General features: G+C 72.8%; 12 protein-coding genes. 9 read left to right on the top strand and 3 right to left on the bottom strand.

Going from position 1 to position 21,341, the window contains the following annotated elements; genetic code table 11:
- Positions 1 to 2 precede the first annotated feature (2 nt).
- From OG892_RS39415 to OG892_RS39405, 3 genes are read left to right on the top strand one after another with little or no spacing between them, the layout of a single operon-like run.
- On the top strand, positions 3 to 1,310 hold the full coding sequence (locus OG892_RS39415; protein ID WP_371631803.1) for an amidohydrolase family protein: 1,308 nt from the start codon (positions 3 to 5) through the stop codon (positions 1,308 to 1,310).
- Complete coding sequence (locus OG892_RS39410; protein WP_371631802.1) at positions 1,307 to 2,170, top strand: SAM-dependent methyltransferase; 864 nt, start codon at positions 1,307 to 1,309, stop codon at positions 2,168 to 2,170. The genes OG892_RS39415 and OG892_RS39410 overlap by 4 nt, the downstream gene beginning before the upstream one ends.
- 58 nt (positions 2,171 to 2,228) lie before the next feature.
- Positions 2,229 to 3,425, top strand: coding sequence for a macrolide family glycosyltransferase (locus tag OG892_RS39405; RefSeq protein ID WP_371631801.1), 1,197 nt, complete (start codon positions 2,229 to 2,231; stop codon positions 3,423 to 3,425).
- A 44-nt stretch (positions 3,426 to 3,469) separates the two neighbouring features.
- Here OG892_RS39405 and OG892_RS39400 read toward each other — a convergent pair whose 3' ends face one another.
- Positions 3,470 to 11,500 (bottom strand): type I polyketide synthase, encoded by an 8,031-nt coding sequence (locus OG892_RS39400; RefSeq protein WP_371631800.1) that lies wholly within the window; start codon positions 11,498 to 11,500, stop codon positions 3,470 to 3,472.
- A 46-nt stretch (positions 11,501 to 11,546) separates the two neighbouring features.
- Positions 11,547 to 12,632, bottom strand: a complete 1,086-nt coding sequence (locus tag OG892_RS39395) for an arylcarboxylate reductase (protein ID WP_328868588.1) — start codon at positions 12,630 to 12,632, stop codon at positions 11,547 to 11,549.
- 283 nt (positions 12,633 to 12,915) lie between these two features.
- On the opposite strand from OG892_RS39395, the gene OG892_RS39390 reads away from it, so the two are divergent.
- The 4 genes from OG892_RS39390 to OG892_RS39375 all read left to right on the top strand — a co-directional run bounded on the left by OG892_RS39390 (position 12,916) and on the right by OG892_RS39375 (position 18,286).
- The gene (locus tag OG892_RS39390) at positions 12,916 to 14,514 is read left to right on the top strand and encodes an FAD-dependent monooxygenase (RefSeq protein WP_371631799.1); all 1,599 of its coding nucleotides are present in this window, start codon (positions 12,916 to 12,918) and stop codon (positions 14,512 to 14,514) included.
- A gap of 138 nt (positions 14,515 to 14,652) precedes the next feature.
- Positions 14,653 to 15,591 (top strand): hypothetical protein, encoded by a 939-nt coding sequence (locus OG892_RS39385; protein WP_371631798.1) that lies wholly within the window; start codon positions 14,653 to 14,655, stop codon positions 15,589 to 15,591.
- 127 nt (positions 15,592 to 15,718) lie between these two features.
- On the top strand, positions 15,719 to 17,299 hold the full coding sequence (locus OG892_RS39380) for a bifunctional 3-(3-hydroxy-phenyl)propionate/3-hydroxycinnamic acid hydroxylase (protein ID WP_371631797.1): 1,581 nt from the start codon (positions 15,719 to 15,721) through the stop codon (positions 17,297 to 17,299).
- Between the two features lie 282 nt (positions 17,300 to 17,581).
- Positions 17,582 to 18,286 carry a PAS domain-containing protein gene (locus OG892_RS39375; RefSeq protein ID WP_242436821.1) on the top strand — a complete coding sequence of 235 codons (705 nt, stop codon included), beginning with the start codon at positions 17,582 to 17,584 and terminating at the stop codon, positions 18,284 to 18,286.
- A 71-nt stretch (positions 18,287 to 18,357) separates the two neighbouring features.
- Here the strand turns inward: OG892_RS39375 and OG892_RS39370 are convergent, their stop codons facing one another.
- The gene (locus OG892_RS39370; protein ID WP_328698389.1) at positions 18,358 to 19,569 is read right to left on the bottom strand and encodes a macrolide family glycosyltransferase; all 1,212 of its coding nucleotides are present in this window, start codon (positions 19,567 to 19,569) and stop codon (positions 18,358 to 18,360) included.
- Between the two features lie 194 nt (positions 19,570 to 19,763).
- Between OG892_RS39370 and OG892_RS39365 the strand changes: the two genes are divergently transcribed.
- Together OG892_RS39365 and OG892_RS39360 are read left to right on the top strand one after the other, a co-directional pair.
- The gene (locus tag OG892_RS39365) at positions 19,764 to 20,408 is read left to right on the top strand and encodes a hypothetical protein (RefSeq protein ID WP_073737826.1); all 645 of its coding nucleotides are present in this window, start codon (positions 19,764 to 19,766) and stop codon (positions 20,406 to 20,408) included.
- Between the two features lie 28 nt (positions 20,409 to 20,436).
- Positions 20,437 to 21,309: a 1,4-dihydroxy-6-naphthoate synthase gene (locus OG892_RS39360; RefSeq protein WP_371631796.1), complete on the top strand. Its 873-nt coding sequence runs from the start codon at positions 20,437 to 20,439 to the stop codon at positions 21,307 to 21,309.
- Positions 21,310 to 21,341 lie beyond the last annotated feature (32 nt).

Below are 21,341 nucleotides of genomic sequence, written 5' to 3'. Positions count from 1 at the left end.
GGGTGGGGGCGACCTTCATCCACGACGTACGCGTCTTCGACGGGGAGTCGGTGGCGGGGACCGGTTCGGTGGAGTTCACCGACGGCGTCGTCACAGACGTCACCGTCGGACCGGGTCCCCGGCCGCGGCCCGGGAAGGGCACACAGATGGTCGACGGGAGCGGCCTGACCCTGCTGCCGGGGCTGATCGATGCGCACACCCACGTCTTCGGCGTGCCGGACAATCTCGAACTGGCCCTGGCCTTCGGGGTGACCACCGAGCTCGACATGTTCATGGGCCCGGCTGACGCCACCCGGGCCCTGTGCGAGCTGGCCGCCGGCCGCGACGACGTGGCCGATCTGCGCAGCGCCGGATGGCTGGCGAGCGCGCCCGGCGGGCACCCGGCGGTGGGCATGCCACGGCTGCCGACGGTCGCCGGCCCCGGGCAGGCGGATGCGTTCGTGGCCGCCCGGCACGAGGAGGGCGCACACTTCCTCAAGATCATGGTGGACGACGGCGCCAACCACGGCATGTCGCTGCCCGCGCTGGACCGCGCGACCGTGACGGCACTCGTCGAGGCGGCCCGGCGGCGCGGCCTGGTGACCGTCGCGCACGTCTCGGCCCTGTGGTCCGCCCGGCTCGCGCTGGACAGCGGGGTGGACGTCCTGACGCACCTGCCGTTGGAAGCGCCCCTGGACGACGAGTTCGCCGGCCGTCTCGCGGCCGGCGGGCATGCCGTCCTGCCCACCCTGACGATGCTCGAGATGTCCGCTCCGCCGCCCTCTCCCGCGGCCCGGGTGGGCCGCACGCTGGCGGAGGACCCACGGATCGCCGGTCACCTGCCCGAGCACGCCCGGCGGGCCATCGCCTCGGGCCGCGAGGGGCTGTGCGCGGACCATCCCCGGCCCGAGCACCGCTTCGGCCACGCGCTGGCGAGCGTGGCCGCCCTCCACCGGGCGGGCGTGCCGGTACTGGCGGGCAGCGACGCCAACCAACGCCCCGACCGGGCCTGCCCGGTGGTGCACGGAGCGAGCCTGCACGCCGAGCTGGCCCTGCTGGTCGACGCCGGGCTGACCCCGGCACAGGCGCTCGCCGCGGCGACCTCGGTGCCGGCCGCCCGCTTCGGTCTGCACGACCGCGGGCTGATCGCGCCGGGCCGCCGCGCGGACCTGCTGCTGGTCGCCGGCAACCCTGCCGAGGACATCACGCACACCCGCTCGATCGAGGCGGTGTGGCGCGGCGGCGTCCGCTTCGACCGTGAGGCATACCGCGCTCGCGTCGCTCCGGCGAGCGGGAGCGCGACCGAGGACACGAGAGACGGGACGCCATGACAGACCGACCGAAGCCCCTCGCGGGGGTCAGCACCACCGCGCTGGTGGTGGGTATGGCCCGATGGGCCGAGACCGAGCGGCACGACCGGCTGTTCGAGGACCTCTTGGCCAAGCGCCTCCTCGACGCGGCGGGCACCGAACAGCAGGCGGAGTGGAACGCCGGTTCGGGTGAGCGCTTCACCGCCGCCATGGGCGACTACTTCGCCTTGCGCACCCGGTACTTCGACGACTATCTCCATCACGCTGCCGAGGCGGGCTGCCGCCAGGTGGTGCTGCTGGCGGCGGGGTTGGACACACGTGCCTTCCGGCTGCGGTGGCCGGAGGGCTGCCGGCTGTTCGAGCTCGACCAGCCCGAGCTGATCGCCTTCAAGGAGGACGTGCTGCGCGGTGAGACGCCCGCCTGCCGACGCGAGGTGATCGCGGCGGACCTGCGGGCGGACTGGCCCGCGCAGCTGGCCGCGCGGGGCTTCTGCCCCACCGAGCCGACGGCGTGGCTGGTCGAGGGCGTTCTCGTGTACCTCACCGAGCAGGAGGGGGACAGCCTGCTCGGCCGGATCGGCGCACTCTCGGCGCCGGGCAGCCACCTGGCGGTGGAGCACGTGACCCGGGCAATGGTCGAGTCCGACCGGGCCAGGCACGCCGCCGCCGACGCGCCCGGCGGCGTCGTCGACCGGCTGTCCGCGTTCTGGAAGAACCGGATGACGCGCCCGGCCGCCGACTGGCTCGCCGACCACGGATGGACGGCCGACGCGGAGCCGCTCCCCGACCTCGCCGCACGCCACGGCCGTCCGGTTCCGCCGGCCTTCGACCCGGCGCTGCCCGGCACCGGCCGCGTCGGCCTGCTGACCGCGCTGCGGTGACCTCAGCCCATCACGAAAAGCGGTCCCGGTGGACCGCCTCACCTCACCAAGGACATCGATGAGCAGCCACGTTCTCGTTCTCAGCATCCCGGCTCACGGGCACATGCGGCCCGCCCTGGCCGTCACAGAGGAACTGGTCCGGCGCGGACACCGGGTGAGCTTCCTGACCTCGCAGACCTTCGAAGCCGCGGTACGCGCCACCGGAGCCACCCCCTTCGTCCACAAGGGCCTGCTGGATGACGTACTGGGCCACGACCGGTACGACACGATGACCCCGGACATGCTGGCGCGGTCCGCGGTGCTGTTCCTCAAGGAGAGCATCGAGCTGGTGCCCGTCGCCCAGCGGCTGTTCGCCGACGACCTGCCCGACCTGGTGCTCTACGACATGATCGTCGCCCCTGCGGGCCGCGCCCTGGAACAGCTGTGGGGGTGCCCCGCGGTCCAGTCGACTCCCTCGCTGGCGTCGAACTCCCACTACTCGGAGGTGCGCGCGGCCTCGGACGACGCCGGCGTGACACGCGACCACCCGGCGGTGGTCGAACTGTTGACCAGGGCGCGGCAGTTCACCACGGAGCTGGGCATCGACATCGCCCCGGACGCCCTGGTGAGCTGGGGCGCCGACCGCAGCCTGGTCTACGTGCCGCGAGAATTCCAGCCGTTCGGGGAGACCTTCGGTGAGGAAACGGCCTTCGTCGGCCCTTGCATGACCCCGCGGTACCTCACCGCGGAGACCTGGACTCCGCCCGCCGACGGGCTGCCCCTTGTCGTGATCTCGATGGGCACGCTCTACAACAAGCAGCCGCGCTTCTTCGACACCTGTGTGCGCGCCTTCGAGGGCAAGCCCTGGCATGCGGTGATCACCGTCGGCGCCGGCTCGGACCCCGCCGACCTGGGCCCGCTGCCGGACAACGTCGAGGCACACTCCTGGATCCCTCAGCTGGCGGCGCTACGGAGGGCGGACGTCTTCGTCACCGCCGCCGGCCTCGGCAGCCTGATGGAGTCCCTGTACGCGGGCACGCCGCCGGTCATGATCCCGCAGATGCCGGAGACCCGGGTGCTGTCGAACCGGGCGGCGGCCCTCGGCCTCGGCACGCTTGTGCTGCCGACGGAGGTCACGGAGGAGACGCTGCTTGAGGCCGTGCGCACGACGGCGGCGGACACGGTGATGTGCGAACGGGTGGGAAGGATGGCCACCGTGCTGGAACGGGCCGGAGGCGCGCCCCGCGCCGCAGAGGCGCTGGAGGCCCTGCTGTAACGCCACGGCGGGCAGCCCGGGGGCGGGCTGGGGGCGGTGGGGGCCTACCCCGCCACCGCCTCCAGCCACTCCCGTACCGCACCGGCCGTGCTCTGTGCGTGGGTCTCCATCAGGGTGAAGTGGTTCCCCGGCACGTCGAGCGTGGTGTGCGCCGTCTTCCACACCGTCTGCCAGTCCTCTCCCGCGAGTGCGGGCGAGAGCGGTTCCGAGGCCCGTACCAGCAGCACGGGCGCCGTCAGCGGCTCGGCGCTCCACTGCGCGAACAGCTCGCCGTACCAGCTCATCGCCGTCAGCCGGGTGAAGTCGAGCCGTGCGAACGCGCTCTGCCGTTCGTGGAGCCCGTCGGCCAGCACGTCGCGGAAGGCGCTCCCGGTGGGCGAGGAGTCCAGGACCGCGCCCTCGTAGCTGTCGAGCAGGACGACCGCGGTCGGCGGTGTGCCGGCCGACTCCAGCAGGGCGGCCACGGCGTGCGCGATCACTCCGCCGGAGGACGACCCGAGCAGGACGAACGGGCCTCCGTCCGCGCACTCCAGGACGTACCGCGCGTGCGCCTCGATCAGCGCCTGCCTGGTCGGCGGCAGCGCCTCGGACGTGCCGAACCCGGGGTTGGGCAGGGCCCATACGGGGTGCCGGCCCCGGAACGGTGCGGCGAAGCGGGCGTACTCGTGCGCCCCGCCCAGCGCCACGTGGGAGCTCACGCAGATCAGCGCGGGCCCGGAGCCGCTGGAGCCGAGCCGGACGGGTTCGACCGGAGCGATGCCCCGGGGGCGGAGCCGGGCTGCGCTGTTGAGGAAGGCGAAGCCCTCGTCGGTGCGGCCGTCCGCGCAGGCCTCCCGGAACAGCGCCCCGAAGACATCCGGGCCCTCGTCCGCGCCGTCCGTGACGGCAGCTGCGGCCCTGGCCGCGTCGCTGGTGTCGGCGTCGTCGGTGAGCTGCTCGGCCAGGTATCCGGCGAGCGCGACGGCCGTGGGGTGTTCGAAGACCAGGGTGGTGGGCAGCCGCAACGCGGTGGCCTCGCCCAGCCGGTTGCGCAGCTCCACGGCGGTCAGGGAGTCGAATCCGGCCTCGGCCAGGGTCTGGGAGGGGGTGACCGAGTGCGGGCCGGGGAAGCCCAGCACGGCGGCGACCTCTCGGCGCACCAGCTCCACCAGGGCCTCCTGCCGTTCGGCCGGGGACCGGCCGGCCAGCCGCCGCCGCAGCGACGCCCCGTCCGAACCGGTCGCGGCGGCGCGCCGGGCCGGCCCGCGCACCAGGCCCCGCAGCAGAGCGGTCCGGGTGGCGCGCAGCCGGCCGGAGTCGAAGCGGGCGGCCACCAGTACGGCGTCGCCGTGTGTGCCGGCCAGGCCGAGTGCGGCGTCGAACAGCGCCGCGCCCTGCGCCGGTGTGAGCGGGCGTGCGCTGTCGGCGGCGAGCCGGCGGCGGTCGGCCGCGGCCAGGTCGGCGGCCAGCCCCGGGCCGTTGTCCGGCTGCTCCCACAGGCCCCACGCCACCGACACACCCGGCAGTCCCCGCTCGCGGCGCTGCTGCATCAGGGCGTCCAGGAACGCGTTGGCCGCGGCGTAGTTGGCCTGTCCGGACCCGCCGAGGACCCCGGCCAGGGAGGAGAACGTGACGAACGCGGCCGGCTCGTCGCCCCGGGCGAGAACCAGCTCGGCCAGGTGCACGGCGGCGTCGGCCTTGGGCGCGAGTGCCGTGGCCAGTTGCTGCGGGGTGAGCGACGTGATCACACCGTCGTCCAGTACGCCCGCGGCGTGGATCACCGCCGTCAGGGGCCGTTCCAGGTTGTCCAGCAGCGCGGTGAGGGCGGCGCGGTCGGTCACGTCACAGGCGACGGCCGTCACCTCGGCGCCCCGGGCGGCCAGTTCCTCCGGCAGCTCGCCCGCGTCGCCGCGGCGGCCGGCCAGCAGCACGTGCCGGACGCCGTGTTCCTCGACCAGATGCCGGGTGATGACCTGGCCGATCATCCCCGTGCCGCCGGTGATCAGCACCACGCCCTCGGGGTCGAGCGCCGGCGGTGGCGGGGTGGAGGCCCCCGCCACGGCCCGGGTCAGCCGGGGGACGAGCACCGTGCCCGCCCGCACGGCGAACTGTTCCTCGTCGGGCCCGGCCGATTCCATGGCCGCCGCCAGCATCCGCAGGGCCTCCCGCGACTCCTGCGAATCCTGGGCGGGGTCGGTGTCGAAGTCGGCCAGCACGATCCGGCCCGGGTGCTCCGACTGGGCCGAGCGGGCCAGCCCCCACACGGCCGCGTGCACCGCGTCGGTCACCTGACCGACGCCCGTGCCGACCGCCGCGCCCCGGGTGGCGAGTACCAGCCGCGCCGAGGACAGGCTCTCCCGCGCCAGCCAGTCCTGGATCAGCCGCAGGGCCTCACCGGTCGCGCGGTGCACGGCCTCGGCCGTCGGCAGCCCCCACGTGTCCGTGTAGGGCACCAGCACGTGGTCCGGTACGGCGTCGCCCGCGGCGACCGCCGCGGCGAGCGCCGCCACGTCCGGATGCGTTCCGGCGCGGTCCCCGTGCCCCAGCACGGCCCAGCGGTGGCGGCCCGCGCCCGGGTCCGGGATCGGCAGGGGGGTCCACGCGACCCGCAGCAGGGCCTCGCGGGCGATGCCCGCCCGTGCGGTGCGCGGTTCGGCCGGGCGGGTTTCGAGCGCCCCGATCGTCACCACGGGCCGCCCGGACTCGTCGGTCGCCCGCAGGGCCACCTCGCCGTCGGCGCCCCGGTTCAGCCGTACCCGGAGCACGGAGGCGCCTGCCGTGTGCAGCCGCACCCCGCTCCAGCTGAACGGCAGCCGCAGCTGCCCGGTGCTCGCCTCGATGACATCCGGGTGGAGGCAGGCGTCCAGCAGGGCGGGATGGATTCCGAAGCCCTTGTCGGCGCCGGTTCCGGCCGGCAGCCCGACCTCGGCGAACACCTCGGTCCCCCGCCGCCACATGGCGCGCAGCCCCTGGAACGCCGGGCCGTAGCCGAGACCGCCGTCCGCCAGCCGCTCGTAGGCACCGTCCAGTTCGACGGGTTCGGCGCCGGCGGGCGGCCAGGCTGCCGCGTCCAGGGGGCCGGACGGGTCGGTGGCGGTCGAGGCGTCCACGGTGAGGAATCCCGTGGCGTGCCGGGTCCACACCTGGTGTTCCCCGTCGTCGGTGGGGCCGGCCTCGCAGGAGTGGATGGTGACCGGCCTGCGTCCTGTCGTGTCCGGTTCTCCCACCCGGGCCTGGACCCGCACCTCGGCGGAGTCGGACTCCGGCAGGACGAGCGGTGTCTCGATGACGAGTTCGTCCAGCACGTCCATGCCGGTCTCGTCGCCGGAGCGCAGCGCCAGCTCCACGAAGCCGGTGCCGGGGAAGAGGACGGCGCCGCCCACCACGTGGTCGGCGAGCCACGGCTGGGACCTCGGCGAGAGCACACCGGTCAGGAGCACGGCGTCGCTGTCCGCGAGCCGCACGACTGCGCCGAGCAGCGGGTGGGCGGCCGCCTGCTGGCCCCACGCGGCCGGGTCGCCCGAGGAGGGGCCGGCGTGCAGCCAGTGCCGCCTGCGCTGGAAGGGGTAGGTGGGAAGGTCAACGGTCCGGGGCCGGAGCCCCTGGAACGCGGCTGTCCAGTCGACGGCGACGCCCCGGACCCAGGCTTCCCCGACGCTGGTCAGGAAGCGGTCCCAGCCGCCGGCGTCCCGCCGCAGCGAGCCGGTCACCACGGCCGCGTCCTGTGCCACGTCGGCGACGGCGGCCGTCAGCACCGGATGCGAGGAGACCTCGACGAACGCGGTGTGACCCTGGCCGGCCAGGGTCCGGACCGCGTCGGAGAACCGCACCGGCTGCCGCAGGTTCCGCAGCCAGTACGCGGAGTCCATCGTCAGTGGCTCTGCCGGCCGGCCGGTCACCGACGAGACCAGCGGGACCCGGCCCGCGCCGGGCACGATCCCGGCGAGGTCGGCCGTCAGCCGTTCCGCCAGTACGTCCATCGCCGGGGAGTGGGAGGCGTAGTCGACCGCGATCCGCCGCGCCCGCACGCCCCGCTCTTCGCACCGCGCGAGCAGCGCTTCCACAGCGGCCACCTCGCCGGAGACGACCACCTGGGACGGGCCGTTGACCGCGGCCACCGACACGCCCTCCGCCAGCAGCTCTTCCACCCGTTCGACGGGCAGCGTCACCGAGGCCATGGCTCCCGGCCCGGCCAGTTCCGCTATCGCCCTGCTGCGCAGGCACACCACCCGGGCCGCGTCGCGCAGCGACAGCACTCCGGCGACGCAGGCGGCGGCGATCTCTCCCTGGGAGTGGCCCGCGACCGCGGCCGGCTCCACTCCGAAGGAACGCCACAGCGCGGCGAGCGACACCATCACGGCGAACGAAGCCGGCTGGACCACGTCGACCCGCTCCAGCGGCGGCGCGCCGTGGGCGCCGTGCAGGACGTCGGTCAGCGACCAGTCCACGAACTCCGACAGCGCGCTCTCGCACTCGGCCAGCCGGGCCGCGAACACCGTTGAGGCCCGGGCCAGTTCCACGCCCATGCCCGCCCATTGCGCGCCCTGGCCCGGGAAGAGGAACACCGGCTTGGCGTTCCTGAGGGTTTCCGCCACCGCTCCGGTGACCACCCGGTCCGCCCGTTCACCGGCGTCCAGCGCCTTGAGGCCGGCACCGAAGTCCCCGACCAGCACGGCCCGGTGCTCGAAGCGCGCCCGGCCGGTCACCAGCGACCAGCCCACGTCCGCCGCGTCGCTCCCGCCGGTGGCGGCCTGCGGCGAGAGCGCCGCCGCCTGGTCGCGCAGTGCCGCGGCGGTGCGGCCCGACAGCACCCACGGCACCAGGGACGCCGACGGGACCGGGCCGGTCTCCTCTGCTGCCGGATCCGCGACGGGCTCCTCGGGCGGGGCCTGCTCCAGGATCAGGTGCGCGTTGGTGCCGCTCGCGCCGAAAGCCGAGACGCCGGCCCGGCGGGGCCGTCCGTCCGTCGTGGGCCACGTGCGGGCGTGCGTCAGCAGTTCGACGGTGCCCGCCGACCAGTCCACGAGCGGCGATGCCTCGTCCGCGTACAGAGTCCTCGGCAGCACGCCCTCGCGCATGGCCATCACCGTCTTGATGACGCCCGCGACTCCGGCCGCCGCCTGTGCGTGCCCGATGTTCGACTTGACCGTGCCGAGCCACAGGGGCCGGTGCCCGGGGCGGTCCTGGCCGTAGGTGGCGATGATCGCCTGCGCCTCGATCGGGTCGCCCAGGGCGGTTCCCGTGCCATGCGCCTCCACCATGTCGACGTCCGCCGCCGAGAGGCGGGCGTCGGCCAGGGCCTGCCGGATCACGCGCTGCTGTGCGGGGCCGCTCGGCGCGGTCAGGCCGTTGGAGGCGCCGTCCTGGTTGACGGCGGAGCCCTTCAGCACGGCCCACACCCGGTGGCCGTTGCGCCGCGCGTCCGACAGCCGCTCCAGCAGCAGCAGTCCGACACCCTCACCGAACGTGGTCCCGTCGGCCGTGGCGGAGAACGGGCGGCACCGGCCGCTGACGGACAGCGCCTGCTGGCGGCCGAACTCGATGAACGGCGACGGGGTGGACATCACCGTCGCCCCGCCGGCCAGGGCCATGGAGCACTCGCCCTCCCGCAGCGACCGTGCCGCGAGATGCAGCGCCACCAGCGACGACGAGCACGCCGTGTCCACCGATATCGCCGGGCCCTCCAGCCCGAGCGTGTACGCGAGGCGTCCGGAGGCGACGCTGCCCGCGCTGCCGTTGCCGAGATAGCCCTCCAGGCCCTCCGGGGCCGGGCGGCCCAGCAGCCGGGCACCGTACTCGCCCGCCATGAGGCCGGCGAACACCCCGGTGCGGCTGCCCTTCAGGGAGGTCGGGTCGATGCCCGCGCGTTCGCACGCCTCCCAGGCGCACTCCAGCAGCAGCCGCTGCTGCGGGTCCATGGCCAGGGCCTCGCGCGGGCTGATGCCGAAGAACGCGGCGTCGAAAAGGTCGGCGCCGTCGAGGAAGCCCCCGGTGCGGGCGTAGCCGGCGCCCTCCCGCCCGGGGTCGCCGTCAAGGGGCCGGTCCAGGTCCCAGCCCCGGTCGTCGGGGTAGTCGCCCACGACGTCCGACTCCTCGGCCACCAGCTTCCACAGCCCCTCGGGCGAGGTGACATCGCCGGGGAAGCGGCAGGCGATCGAGACGATGGCGATGGCGTCGTCCGCGCCCGTCCCCGTACCCGTACCCGCGTCGGGTGTCGCCGACGGGACGGTGCCGCCGGAGAGTTCCGCCCCCAGGTACGCCGCGACGGCCTCGGGGGTCGGGTGGTCGTAGACCAGCGTCGCCGGAAGCCGCAGACCGGTGGCGGCGACGAACCTGTCGCGCAGCCGCACGGCCATCATCGAGTCGAAGCCCAGCTCCCGGAAGGCGGTGTCCGCCGCGGCCGGTACCGGCTGCCCGAGCACGGCGCCGATCTCACGCCGGACCAGGCCGAGCAGTACCTCGTCGCGGCTGTCCCGCGGCGTCTCGCCGAGCAGTCGCGCCCACTGCCCGGCGTCGCCCTCCCCCGCGTCGTCGCTCTCCGCCGCACGCGACAGCACCAGCCGCGCCGGGGTGTTCGCCAGGGCCGGCCGCATGACCTTGCCGAGAGGGGTGCGCGGGAGGCGCTCCACCTCCCACACCTCGTGGGGCACCTTGTAGTACGACAGCCGCGCACGGCAGGCTTCGATGAGCTGCCCGGCGTCGAAGCCCCCGGGGCCGGGGACCACGTACGCGGCCGGGATCTCGCCCAGCAGCGGGTGCGGACGGCCCGCCACGGCGACCTCCGCGATCCCGGGCAGCGGGGCGATGGCCGCCTCGACCTCGCCGGGGTGGATGTTCTCCCCGCCTCGGATGATGAGTTCCTTGACCCGGCCGGTGATGGTGACGAAGCCCTGCTCGTCGATCCGGGCCAGGTCGCCGGTGCGGTACCAGCCGTCGCGCAGCACCGCCGCGGTGGCCTCGGGATGGCCGTGGTAGCCGAGCATCACGGCCGGGCTCCTGACCCAGGCCTCGCCCTCGGCGCCGGGCAGTGCCTCCTCACCGGTGGACGGGTCCAGGAGCCGGAGCGCGAGACCGGGGACGGGCGGCCCGCAGGAGCCGGCGACGCGTGGTCCGGCGGGGGCGTTGGACGCGATGGGGCCGCCCGTCTCGGTACTGCCGTAACTGTCCAGGAGCCTCAGGCCGAAGGCCTCTTCGAAGTCGTCGTGCAGTCCGGCCGGGCAGGCGGCGCCGGCGACCATGCAGACCCGCAGCTCGTGCGTGCCCAGCCCGGTGTCGCGGGCCGCCCCGAGCAACTGCTGGTAGACCGTGGGAACGGCGCAGAAGAAGGTGGTCCGGTCCTCCTCCAGCGCGGCGACGATCTCGTCGGCGGCCAGGCCGTCCACGATGTGCGCGCTGGCGCCGACGGCGACGACACCGAGGACGCACAGGTTGTGCGCCACGGTGTGGGCCAGCGGCAGCGGCCACAGCACCCGGTCCGCCTCTTCGAGGCCGAGGGTGGGCGCGTAGGAGGCGGCCACGCCCCACATCGCCTTCCGGTGCGTGGACAGCACGCCCTTGGGCCTGCCGGTGGTGCCGGAGGTGTACAGCATCCAGGCGACGTCATCCAGAGCGGCGTCGTCCCGGGCCGGTACCGGCGGCTCGGCGCCCACCAGGGTGTCGAACAGCGCCACGTCCCGCGGCGCCGCCCCGCTCCCGGTCACCACCACCCGGAGCCCCGGGTGCCCGGCACCGAGCCGGAGCACCTGCTCCAGGTGCGTGCGGTCGGTGATCAGCACCACCGCGCCGCTGTCCCCCAGCAGGTGTTCCAGCTCGTCGTCGGTGGCGTGCGGGTTGAGCGGCGCGCCCACCGCGGCCGCCCGCGCGATGGCCAGGTAACTCTCCACCATCTCAAGGCAGTTGCCGAGCAGCAGGGCGGCGGTCTCGCCGCGGCCCAGGCCCAGGTGGGCCAGCTGGCCGGCGAGACGGCGGGTGCGCAGGTCGAGTTCGGCGTAGCTGACGGTCCGCCGCGCGTCGCGGAACGCGATCTTGTCGCCGAGGCGTTCGGCATGGGCCGGCAGCAGCTCGTGAAGGGGCCTGATGAGCTCGGTGCGCAGCATCCGCCGCCCCCGTCTTTCTGGTCGCTGTTCCATCGGTCGGGCCGGGTCAGTACAGGCCCTCGGGCATCTCCGAGCTGATCTGGAGCGGCTGTACGTTGGCCACGCCGTCGCACGGCCACTGCTCGGAGGTCCGGAACCGGACGGCCTGGTCCCGTTCGAGGATGTTGGGCAGGAACAGGTCCTCGTGCAGCACGGTCAGGCGGACCCGGCCCACCTCGCCGTACTCCACGACACGGCCGGGCTCGGTCCTGTCGACCACGGACATGGTGATCTGGGGGAAGTTCGGCACGTAGGGGAGCGTCGCGCCCCCGTCGGGCGAGGGGATGCCGTTGGCGCAGCCGAGGGTGTTGCCGTAGGTGGTGGCGATGATCCCGCCGGGCATGGCCTCGGAGAACCTGCGGTAGGCGTCGGCGGTGAGCTGGGTGCCGCCGAGGTAGACCCCGGAGAGGCGGGCCATCAGTTCGGGGCGGCGGTTGATGAGGGCGTGCACCGTGGCGGGGGTGCTGCGCAGGTAGTCGACGGAGCAGGTCTCCAGGATGTCGGTGATCTGCTCGACGACGTGATCGACGTACTCCTCCATCTCGATCAGCCGCCCGCTGCGGATGAGCTGCTTGATCCACCGGGTGTCGAGGTCGATGGAGTACACGGTGGACCTGCACATGTCGGCGAGGTAGTCGGCCTCCTCACCGACGATGTGCGGTCCGGAGGGGCAGGCGTCGATCCAGGTGGTGCCGGGGCGGAACCCGGCGGTCCGCCAGCCGTGGAGGCGCCAGGCGGCCCAGTGTGCCGACATGTCCGGGGTGTAGAAGACGCGGCTGGGCCTGCCGGTGGTGCCGCCGGACTCCCAGACACGGCCGCCGAGGGGGCGCGGCACTGCGGTCGGGACGAGATCGGCCGGGTCGAGGTCCCTGAGGGCGGTGATGTCGAAGTGGCCGAAGGCGGCCAGATCGTCGTAGCCGGTGAGTCCCAGCGGGTCGAAGTCCAGCTCGGTGCGGCGCTTGAGCCAGTAGGGCGATCCGTGTTCGGGATCGAACTGGCGCCGCAGCACGCGCCGCGTCCACTCGTCGAGGTCCTGTGCCAACCAGCCGTCGGTCAGCGACCTCGGCTCTTCCGCGCTCATCGTCACCGACATGACGGCAGTATCGACGGGGAGCTGATAGGGGATTCCCTAGTGCGCCGGAGCCGTGGGACCAGGCCTTGAACGGCGTGTCTAGTGTGGGCGCGCAAGGACGTTGCGGTGGGACGCGGGTCCGGTCCCCGGACCTTCCGTCGTGTCTCACCTCCCGTCACTTCTCTTCCGTCCGGCGGAGATTCGGAGTCAGCTCCATGGCCGAGACCGCGGTTGTCGTCCACGGCCCACTTGCCGTGTACACCTGTGCGTGCCCCCAGGAGCGCCACCTTCGAGGAGATCTGTGATGGCTGTCGAGACAGAGACCGCCGATGTCGTCGTCGTCGGAGGCGGCCCCGTCGGGCTGCTGCTGGCATGTGAGCTGGCCATGGCCGGGGTGCGGCCGGTCGTCCTCGAACGGCTGCCAGACCCCAGCCCACAGATCAAGGCCAACGGCCTGGCCGGCCAGGTGGTCCGGTTCCTCGACCAGCGTGGTCTGTACGAGCGGTTCGGCGGTGTGGCCGGCGTACCCCAGCAGGTCTCGGGCTACCTCTTCGGCGCGCTCCCGCTGGACCTGGGCGTGCTGGAAGCCAACCCGATGACCGTCCTGCCGGTGACGCAGCAGCGCATGGAACAGGTGCTGGCGGAACGGGCCCGCGAGCTCGGGGTGGAAATCCGCCGCCGGCATGAACTGACAGGCCTTTACCAGTCCGAGGAGCAGGTGACCGCCCAGGTCCGGTACGGCGACGACAGCTACGAGTTGCGCGCCCGCCACCTCGTCGGCTGCGACGGCGGGAAGAGCACCGTCCGCAAGCTGGCCGGTATCTCCTTTCCGGGAGCTACCGGTTGCGATCTGGTCTCCCGGGCCGCGTATGCCACTCTGCCCGCTTCGGCGCTGGTGCCGGACACCGGTGAGCTCGACGTCCCCGGTCACGGCCGGATGAGCCCGGTGTTCACGTTCAACCGCACCCAGCACGGCATCTTCGCCTTCGCGGCGCTGCCGGACGGCAACCACCGCCTCCTGACCCTCGAATGGGGCTCCCCGCCGGAGGGCGAGGACACGGCGATGACGCTCGATGACATGCGCGACAGCGTCCGCCGCGTACTCGGCATCGATCTGCCCCTCGCCCCGCCGTCCGGGCCCGGCCCGCACATGCTGCGCCGCCTCGTCGGCCGCAGCACCCGGCTGGCCGAGGTCTACCGCAGCGGCCGGGTTCTCCTCGCGGGGGACGCCGCGCACGTCCACTCGGCCGTCGGCGGCCCCGGGCTCAACCTGGGCCTCCAGGACGCCGCCAACCTCGGCTGGAAACTGGCCGCGCAGATCCTCGGCTGGGCACCGCCCGGCCTCCTCGACAGCTACCACACCGAGCGGCACGCGGCCGGGCGCCGCGTCTTCATGCACACCCAGGCCCAGACGGCGCTCATGGCCCCCGGCCCCGAGGTCACCGCGCTGCGCGAGCTCTTCGGGGAGCTCCTGCACTCCAAGGACAACATCCAGCGCGTCGCCGACCTGCTGGCCGGCGACGACCTCCGCTACGGGACGACATCGGCGCACCCGCTCGCGGGACACTTCGCCCCGGACCTCGCCCTGGAGACCGGCGGCGGCCCCGCACGGCTCGCCGAACTCATGCGCGCAGGCCGGCCGGTCCTGCTCGACCTGGCCGGGGAACCGTATCCGGCACAAGCCGCGGCGGAATGGAAGGACCGGGTCGACATCGTCGCCGCCCGCTGCGCGCAGCCGCCCGCGGCCGCGCTGCTCATCCGGCCCGACGGCTACGTCGCCTGGGCGGCCGCCCCCGGTGAGCCGTCCGACCGGGCCTCTGAAGGGCTCCGCGACGCGCTGGCCGGCTGGTTCGGCAGCGCCTGCGGTGCGGCTCCGGCCGGCCGTACGCGTCCGGAACGCTGAGCGACCACGGCAAGCAAGGCACCTCCTCCACCGCGAGGCCGGCAGTGTGCCGGCGACGGACGACGGGCCCGCCTCCGGAGTCCGGCCCGCCTCCGAACCCGGCACACTGACTCGTTCGGAGACAAGGGGAGCAGTGACGTGCGCGCACGCGGCATCAACTACGACACCGGGTTCCTTCCCGGGGAGCAGTTCACCCGGAAGACCTTCGACCCGGAGGCGGTCCGGCGCGACATGGCGGTGCTCGCCGGTGAACTGCGCTGCGACGCGGTACGCGTGTCGGGGCGCGACCCGGAACGGCTGAGCACGGCGGCCCTGAGCGCCGCCGAGGCCGGCCTGGAGGTCTGGTTCGCGCCCTTCCCCGTCGACCTCCCCGCGGAGTGTCTGCTGCCCTTCTTCGTGGACTGCGCCCGGCGTGCCGAAGCCGTACGGCGGACCGGGGCCGAGGTGGTGTTCGTGACCGGGTGCGAGATCAGTGTCTTCTGCGGCGGCTTCTTCCCCGGTGACTCCTTCGGCCGCCGCATCTACTCCATGGGGTCCGACGCGCAGTGGTGGTCCGACCTGGGCCGGGCGACCGAGCGTGTCAACAGCTTCCTCGCCGAGGCCGTCGCCACCGTGCGCGCACACTTCGGTGGCCGGGTCACCTACGCGTCCGGCCCCTGGGAGTCCATCGACTGGGCCCCGTTCGACCTCGTCGGCATCAACGCCTACCGCGGCGCCCACAACGCGGACACCTTCCGCACCCACCTGCGCGAGTTCCGCCGCCACGGCAAGCCGGTCGCCGTCACCGAGTACGGCACCTGCGCCTACCTCGGGGCGGGTGAACTCGGCGGCATGGCCTGGGATCCGCCGCCGGGGCCGGTGTCGGACGAGGACGAGCAGGTCCGCTACCTCACCGAGCTGCTGACGGTCTTCGAGGAAGAGGGGGTGGACACCGCGCTGTGGTTCTCCTTCGCCGGCTTCGACAAGCCCGGGGCGCGTGACATCGCCTCCTACGGCGTGGTCCGCATGCTCGACGAAACCCGCTGGGAACCCAAGAAGATCTTTCACGCGATGGCGGACAGGTACGACCGCCGCTGACTCCCCGCACACCACCGGTGAAGGCCGCATCCCGGTCCGGTCAAGCCACGGCTGCTCATTCTGGTGCTTGTCCCTGACCCGTGCGGGAGCCGGCCTGCAACGCCTCCCGCTGAACTACGGTCGGGCCGTGAATGAAGACGCAGCGGACGCGGATGTCCTGGTAGTCGGCTACGGCCCTGTGGGACAGGTGCTGTCGATCATGCTTGCCCAGCGCGGCTGGCGTGTGACCGTGGTGGAAAAGTACGTGGAGCCCTACAACCTGCCCCGGGCGGTCTCCTTCGACCGTCATGTCGGCCGCATCCTCGGCACGATAGGCGTCGCCGACGCGCTCGCCCCGGTCAGTGAGCTGACCAAGGACTACGTCGTGGTCAACGGCGAGGGCCGGACGCTGATGCACTTCGAGCTGAACCACGACGACCGCTACCGCTGGCCGGAAGCGACCTCCTTCTACCAACCGGGCCTGGAGTCGGCCCTGGTCGGGCGCGGCGAGCAGCTGCCCGGCCTGCGGGTGCTGCGCGGTTTCGAGGCTGTCGGTCTGACCGAGGAGGACGACTCGGTAAGGCTCACGGTCCGCTCGAAGGACGGCGAGCGCGTCCTGGCCGCCCGTTGGCTGGTCGGCTGCGACGGAGCCAACAGCTTCGTACGCAAGCGGCTGGGCGTCTCGGTCTCGGCGTCCGATTACGCCGCCGACTGGATGGCCTGCGACGTCATGCCGCACGACACCGCGCAGTTCCCTTCGCAGAACGTGCAGGTCGCCGACCCTGCGCAGCCCCGCGTCGACCTGTCGGCCGGGCCGTCCCACAGCCGCTGGGAGTTCATGCGGCTTCCCGGTCAGTCCTTCGAGGACTTCGACACCGTGGAGAACGCCTGGCGGCTGCTGACCCACTTCGGGGTCAACCCCGACAACGCGACGCTCCAGCGGTACGTCGCCTACACGTGCCTGGGCCGCAACGCCGACCGCTGGCGCTCGCGGGGTCCCGGCCGGGTCTTCATCGCGGGCGATGCCGCCCATGTGATGCCCCCGCACGCCGGCCAGGGCATGTGCACCGGAATCAGGGACGTGACCAACCTGGCCTGGAAGCTCCACCTGGTCCTCGCCGGTTCGGCCGGTGAGGAACTGCTCGACAGCTACGAGGCCGAGCGCCGCCCCGACGCCCAGCGGACCATCGACATGTCGGTGAACCTGGCCGAGCTGATCGGCACGGTCGACCCGGCTGTCGCCGGCTACCGGGACAGTGCCCTGCTGGCCGTGCGCGGGGCGGACGACGCTCCTTCCCGCGATCCGGAGGCGTTCGCCCGCCCGGGGGAGGAGGCCTTGAAGGCGGGGCTGTTCCAGCAGTCCGCCGACGGCCTGTTCGCCGGACCGGACAGCAGGATCGTTCCCCAGGCGCGCACCGGCCGTGCGGACGCCGGTGAGCTGTGCGGTGGCACCTTCGCCCTGCTCAGTCTGGACGACCCGGAGACCCTGGTGGAGCCGGTCCTGGCCGGCCGGCTCGGCGCGCTGGGCTGCTCGATCGTCCATCTGACGCCCGATGTCGACATCGACGGCACGTATACCGCCTGGCTGAAGGAGGCCGTGCTGGCACCGGCCGCGCTGATCCGCCCCGACTTCCACGTCTACGGCGCCGCCGGCACCCGCGCCGAGATGACCGAGATGCTGAACGGCCTGGTGAACGACCTGGCGCAGGACGTGTCGACTCTTCCCTGACGATCGGGTCGCCGATCCCCGGAGTGATCCGGAGGTCCATGATCCACGCCTTCCTGAGCGTTGCGCTAGTCGCGCACTACCAGGACTGCAGCGAGATCCGGCCATGAACTCCTAGGCTGCTGAGCGCCCGCCGATACACACAAAATCGGGGAAGGTGTGGCGCACATGTTCCATGCAGAAACCAGCACCAGGAGCGAATTTCCGCAGCCGGCCGGGGTGGTTTCCACCACTGCGCGAAGACCGTCTCAGGCAGTCGACGAACCACGCGACGCCGAATCGTCCTTGTTCACCGCGGAGATCCGGAGCGACGAGTACAGCGCCGTGGTCCTCTCCATGTTCGAACGTTCGGGAGTCGGCCTGGCGATCCTTGATCCGACCCTGCGCGTACGGTCGGTCAACAACGCGTTCAGTACGCAGTGCGGCCGCTATCCCGACGAGATCCGTGAGCGCAGTTTCGCCGAGTTCCTGCACCCGAGCGTGCGCCAGTACGTACTGCGCCAGTTCGGCCGGCTGGTCCAGGAGCACCACGCCCCCGTCGTCAGCCGGTCCATCGCCATGTGGTTCCACGACACCGCGGTCTCCGGGAAGCTCACCGCGTTCCCGGTGAAGGACGACAGCGGCCGGGTCAAGATGATCATGGCGCAGTTCACGCCGCAGGAGACGGCCGACGACCGGCAGGAACTCGTCGGCTCGCAGCGGAAGCTGACGGCCCTCACCGCGAAGGTCCTGGAGGGCGTCGCGGCGGGCGACCCGACCGTGCGCCTGGCGGCCAAGCTCTTCCTCAGCCGCCAGGGCGTCGAGTACCACGTGAGCATCCTGCTGCGGCAGTTCAAGGTGCCCAACCGCACGGCGCTCGCGGCGAAGGCCTACTCGATGGGCATGTTCAGCATCGGGTGCTGGCCGCCCCGGATCCTGCCCGAGTACATCCGCCCCGACCGCCAGGGGGCAGAACGCACCCGGGGCCTGCGGCCGGACTGCAGCGCCTGACCCGGGCACCCCGCCGGGGCGCCGCCCCGCACGCAGGCCGGCGCCCCGGGGCCAGGGGTGGTCCGCGCCGGTCAGCACCCGCGCGCGGCCACCTTCTCGACGTAGTCCGCGGCGAGCACCGGGCCGTCGGCCGAACGCATCGCACCACTCAGCGCATCGACCCGGGCGCGTGTCCGCCCGTCCTTGACGATGCGGTCCACCTCGGCGCGCACCCGCTCGCCGCTCGCCTCGGCCTGCGGCACGTGCACGCCGAGACCGAGCTCCTGGAGCCGGTCCGCGACGAGCCGCTGCTCGGGCATGTGCGGCACCGCGACCACGGGCGTTCCGAAGTACATCGCCTCCATCACGCTGTTCATCCCGGCGTGCGACACGAACGCGTCCGCGTGCTCCAGTACCGCCAGCTGCGGCACCCAGCGGTGCAGCTGGACGTTGTCCGGCACCGTCGGCAGGTCCTCGCTGTCGGCCAGCGCGCCCGCCGAGACGATCACCTGCCACTCGCTGTCCGCGAAGGCGTCCACCCAGGTACGCAGCGAGTCCTTCTGGTGGTCGAAGCTGAAGCTGCCCATCGACACCAGCAGCAGCGGGCGGCCGTCGCCCGGCGGCTTCCAGAGGGCGTCCTCGGGCCGGTCGCCCAGGCACGCGCCGACGAAGGCGAACCGCTCGTCGAACGTCTCCTCGGCCGGCTGGAACGGCCTCGGCAGGAACACCAGGTTCGCGTCGTCGGCCGCCGCGTTGAACTCCTCCAGCGTGACGTCGGCGAGGCCGTGGTCGCTCAGCAGCTTTCCCTGCTTCACGAAGAAGTCGATGAGCGCGGGGTGCTCCCGGTCGATCTCGTCCGCGTACAGCGCACCGATCTGCTGCGTCAGTGAGTAGTGCTCGTTGGAGGCGAACGTCGCGAACAGCTCGATCGCGGGCCGCTGCCATTTGCGGGCCAGCACCCGGCCGGCGGCGAAGGTGCTGACGTCGTACAGCAGCACATCCGGTATGTCGTCGCCGAATCCGGCCTCGTAGACCGGAACGGTGGCGATGGCCTCGTCGATCGAGCGGACCGGCTCGCGCACCATGTAGTCCGCGTCCACCCGGTCGGGCAGCTTGCGCGAGGCGAGCCAGGACTCGTACTCCACCACCGTCGCGCCGGCCTCGGCCGCCAGGGGGGCGAAGCGTGCGTTGGTCGCGAAGGTCACCCGGTGGCCACGGCGTACGAGCTCCGTGACGACGGGCAGCGTCGTGTTGATGTGTCCGAACGCGGGAAACGGCAGAAACGCCACGTGGTACGCCGACATGAGCAGCAGCTTGCCAGCGACGGCGCCAAAGGCTCACCGCACCGGCCCAACACTGGTCGATTCACCAGTCCGTTGCTGCAGCTCGCCACGGAGTTCGGGAGAACACCTGGTGTCCGGCGCTCGGTGTGGTTCGGCGCACGGGACCCGTGCTCCCGTGGGGGCCGACGACCCGTTCCCGAAGAGAGCGAGATGCCGTGATCAACCAACTAGGTCGCGCTGATGCACGGGAGCTCCACCAGTACAACCCCAGCCTGAACGTCTTCTCACGAGGATGGCCGGACCAGGCCCCCGACACGGTCTGCGGGTGGGGCTCCAGTGAGCCGCACACCCAGCTGGTCCGCAAGGGGCTCATGAACATCATCGAGACGTACGACGTGAAGACGCTCAACGACGCCGGCTGCGGTGATCTGGCCTGGATGAGCACGATGGACCTCGACGGCGTCGACTACCGGGGCTACGACGTCCACGAGCGGGCCACCTGGCCCGAGCTGAGGGAGCGCGGCTACCGGCTGGAGGTCGTCGACATCACGGCCACCGTGCTGCGGACGGCCGATCTGCTGGTCTGCCGCGACGTGTTCATCCATCTGCCGAACAGCATGGTCCTGCCCGCCCTGGAGCGGTTCCGCAGCTCCTGCCGGTACCTGCTCACCACGAGCTACACCAGCGATCCCACGATGGAGCAGGACGCGTTCACCAACTCCGAGCGGATCGCGGAGCCGAGTCTGCGGCACGCGAAACTCGATCTGTCGCTGCCGCCCTTCGGCCTCGGGCAGCCGCTGGACCTCATCCCCGAGAACTCGCCCAACAAGTACCTCGGGCTCTGGGACCTGACCCGATAGCCGCTCCGCGGAAAGAGACAGGAGTGTCATGGCAAGCTCCCTGGACCTCGCCTATTCGCCGTGCCCCAACGACACGTTCGTCTTCCACGCGTGGACGGCCGGGCTGCTGCCGGGGGTGCCGTCCCCCTCGGTCACCATCGCGGACATCGACGTCACCAACACGATGGCCGCGCGCGGCGAGCTGGACGTGCTGAAGATCTCGTACGGGGCGCTGCCGTACGTCCTGGACCGGTACGCGCTGCTGCCCTGCGGCGGCGCGCTCGGCCGCGGCTGCGGACCGCTGCTGCTCACCCGTACCGCCTGCGAGCCCGCAGATCTGGGCGGGCGGGTCGTGGCGATCCCCACCGAACGCTCCACGGCCTACCTGCTGTTGCGGCTGTGGGCCCGGCAGGCGCTGCCGGGCCAGGAGATCCGCACGGTGGTGATGCCGTTCGACCGGATCATGCCGGCCGTCAGGGACGGCGAGGTGGACGCGGGCCTGGTGATCCACGAGGCCCGGTTCACCTTCCACGAGTACGGTCTGCACCGCTTGGTCGACCTGGGCGAGGCCTGGGAGGAACGGACCGGGCTCCCCATCCCGCTCGGTGCGATCGTCGCCCGGCGCGATCTGGGCCCCGAGCGGCTCGCGGGCATCGCCGAGGCCGTCCGCGCCTCCGTGCGGCACGCGTGGGCCGATCCCGAGGCGTCGCGGGACCATGTGCGGGCGCACGCGCAGGAGCTCGCGCCCGAAGTGCAGAAGCAGCACATCGAGTTGTACGTCAACGAGTACACCGAGGATCTCGGCGCGGACGGTCTCGCGGCGGTCCGTACCCTGCTGGACCACGCCGTGCGGGCGGGGGCCGTGCCCGCGTTCCCGCCGGACGCGCTGGACCCGGCGGGCTCGGCGGGCTCGGCGCGGTGACGGCGGGAGCGGCCCCGGGGCTCCAGTGCCCG

Origin of the sequence: Streptomyces sp. NBC_00341 (assembly GCF_041435055.1) — a bacterium.
Lineage (GTDB): Bacteria > Actinomycetota > Actinomycetes > Streptomycetales > Streptomycetaceae > Streptomyces.
Note: the sequence above shows the minus strand (reverse complement) of the source record. Positions and strands in the feature narration are given on the sequence as shown.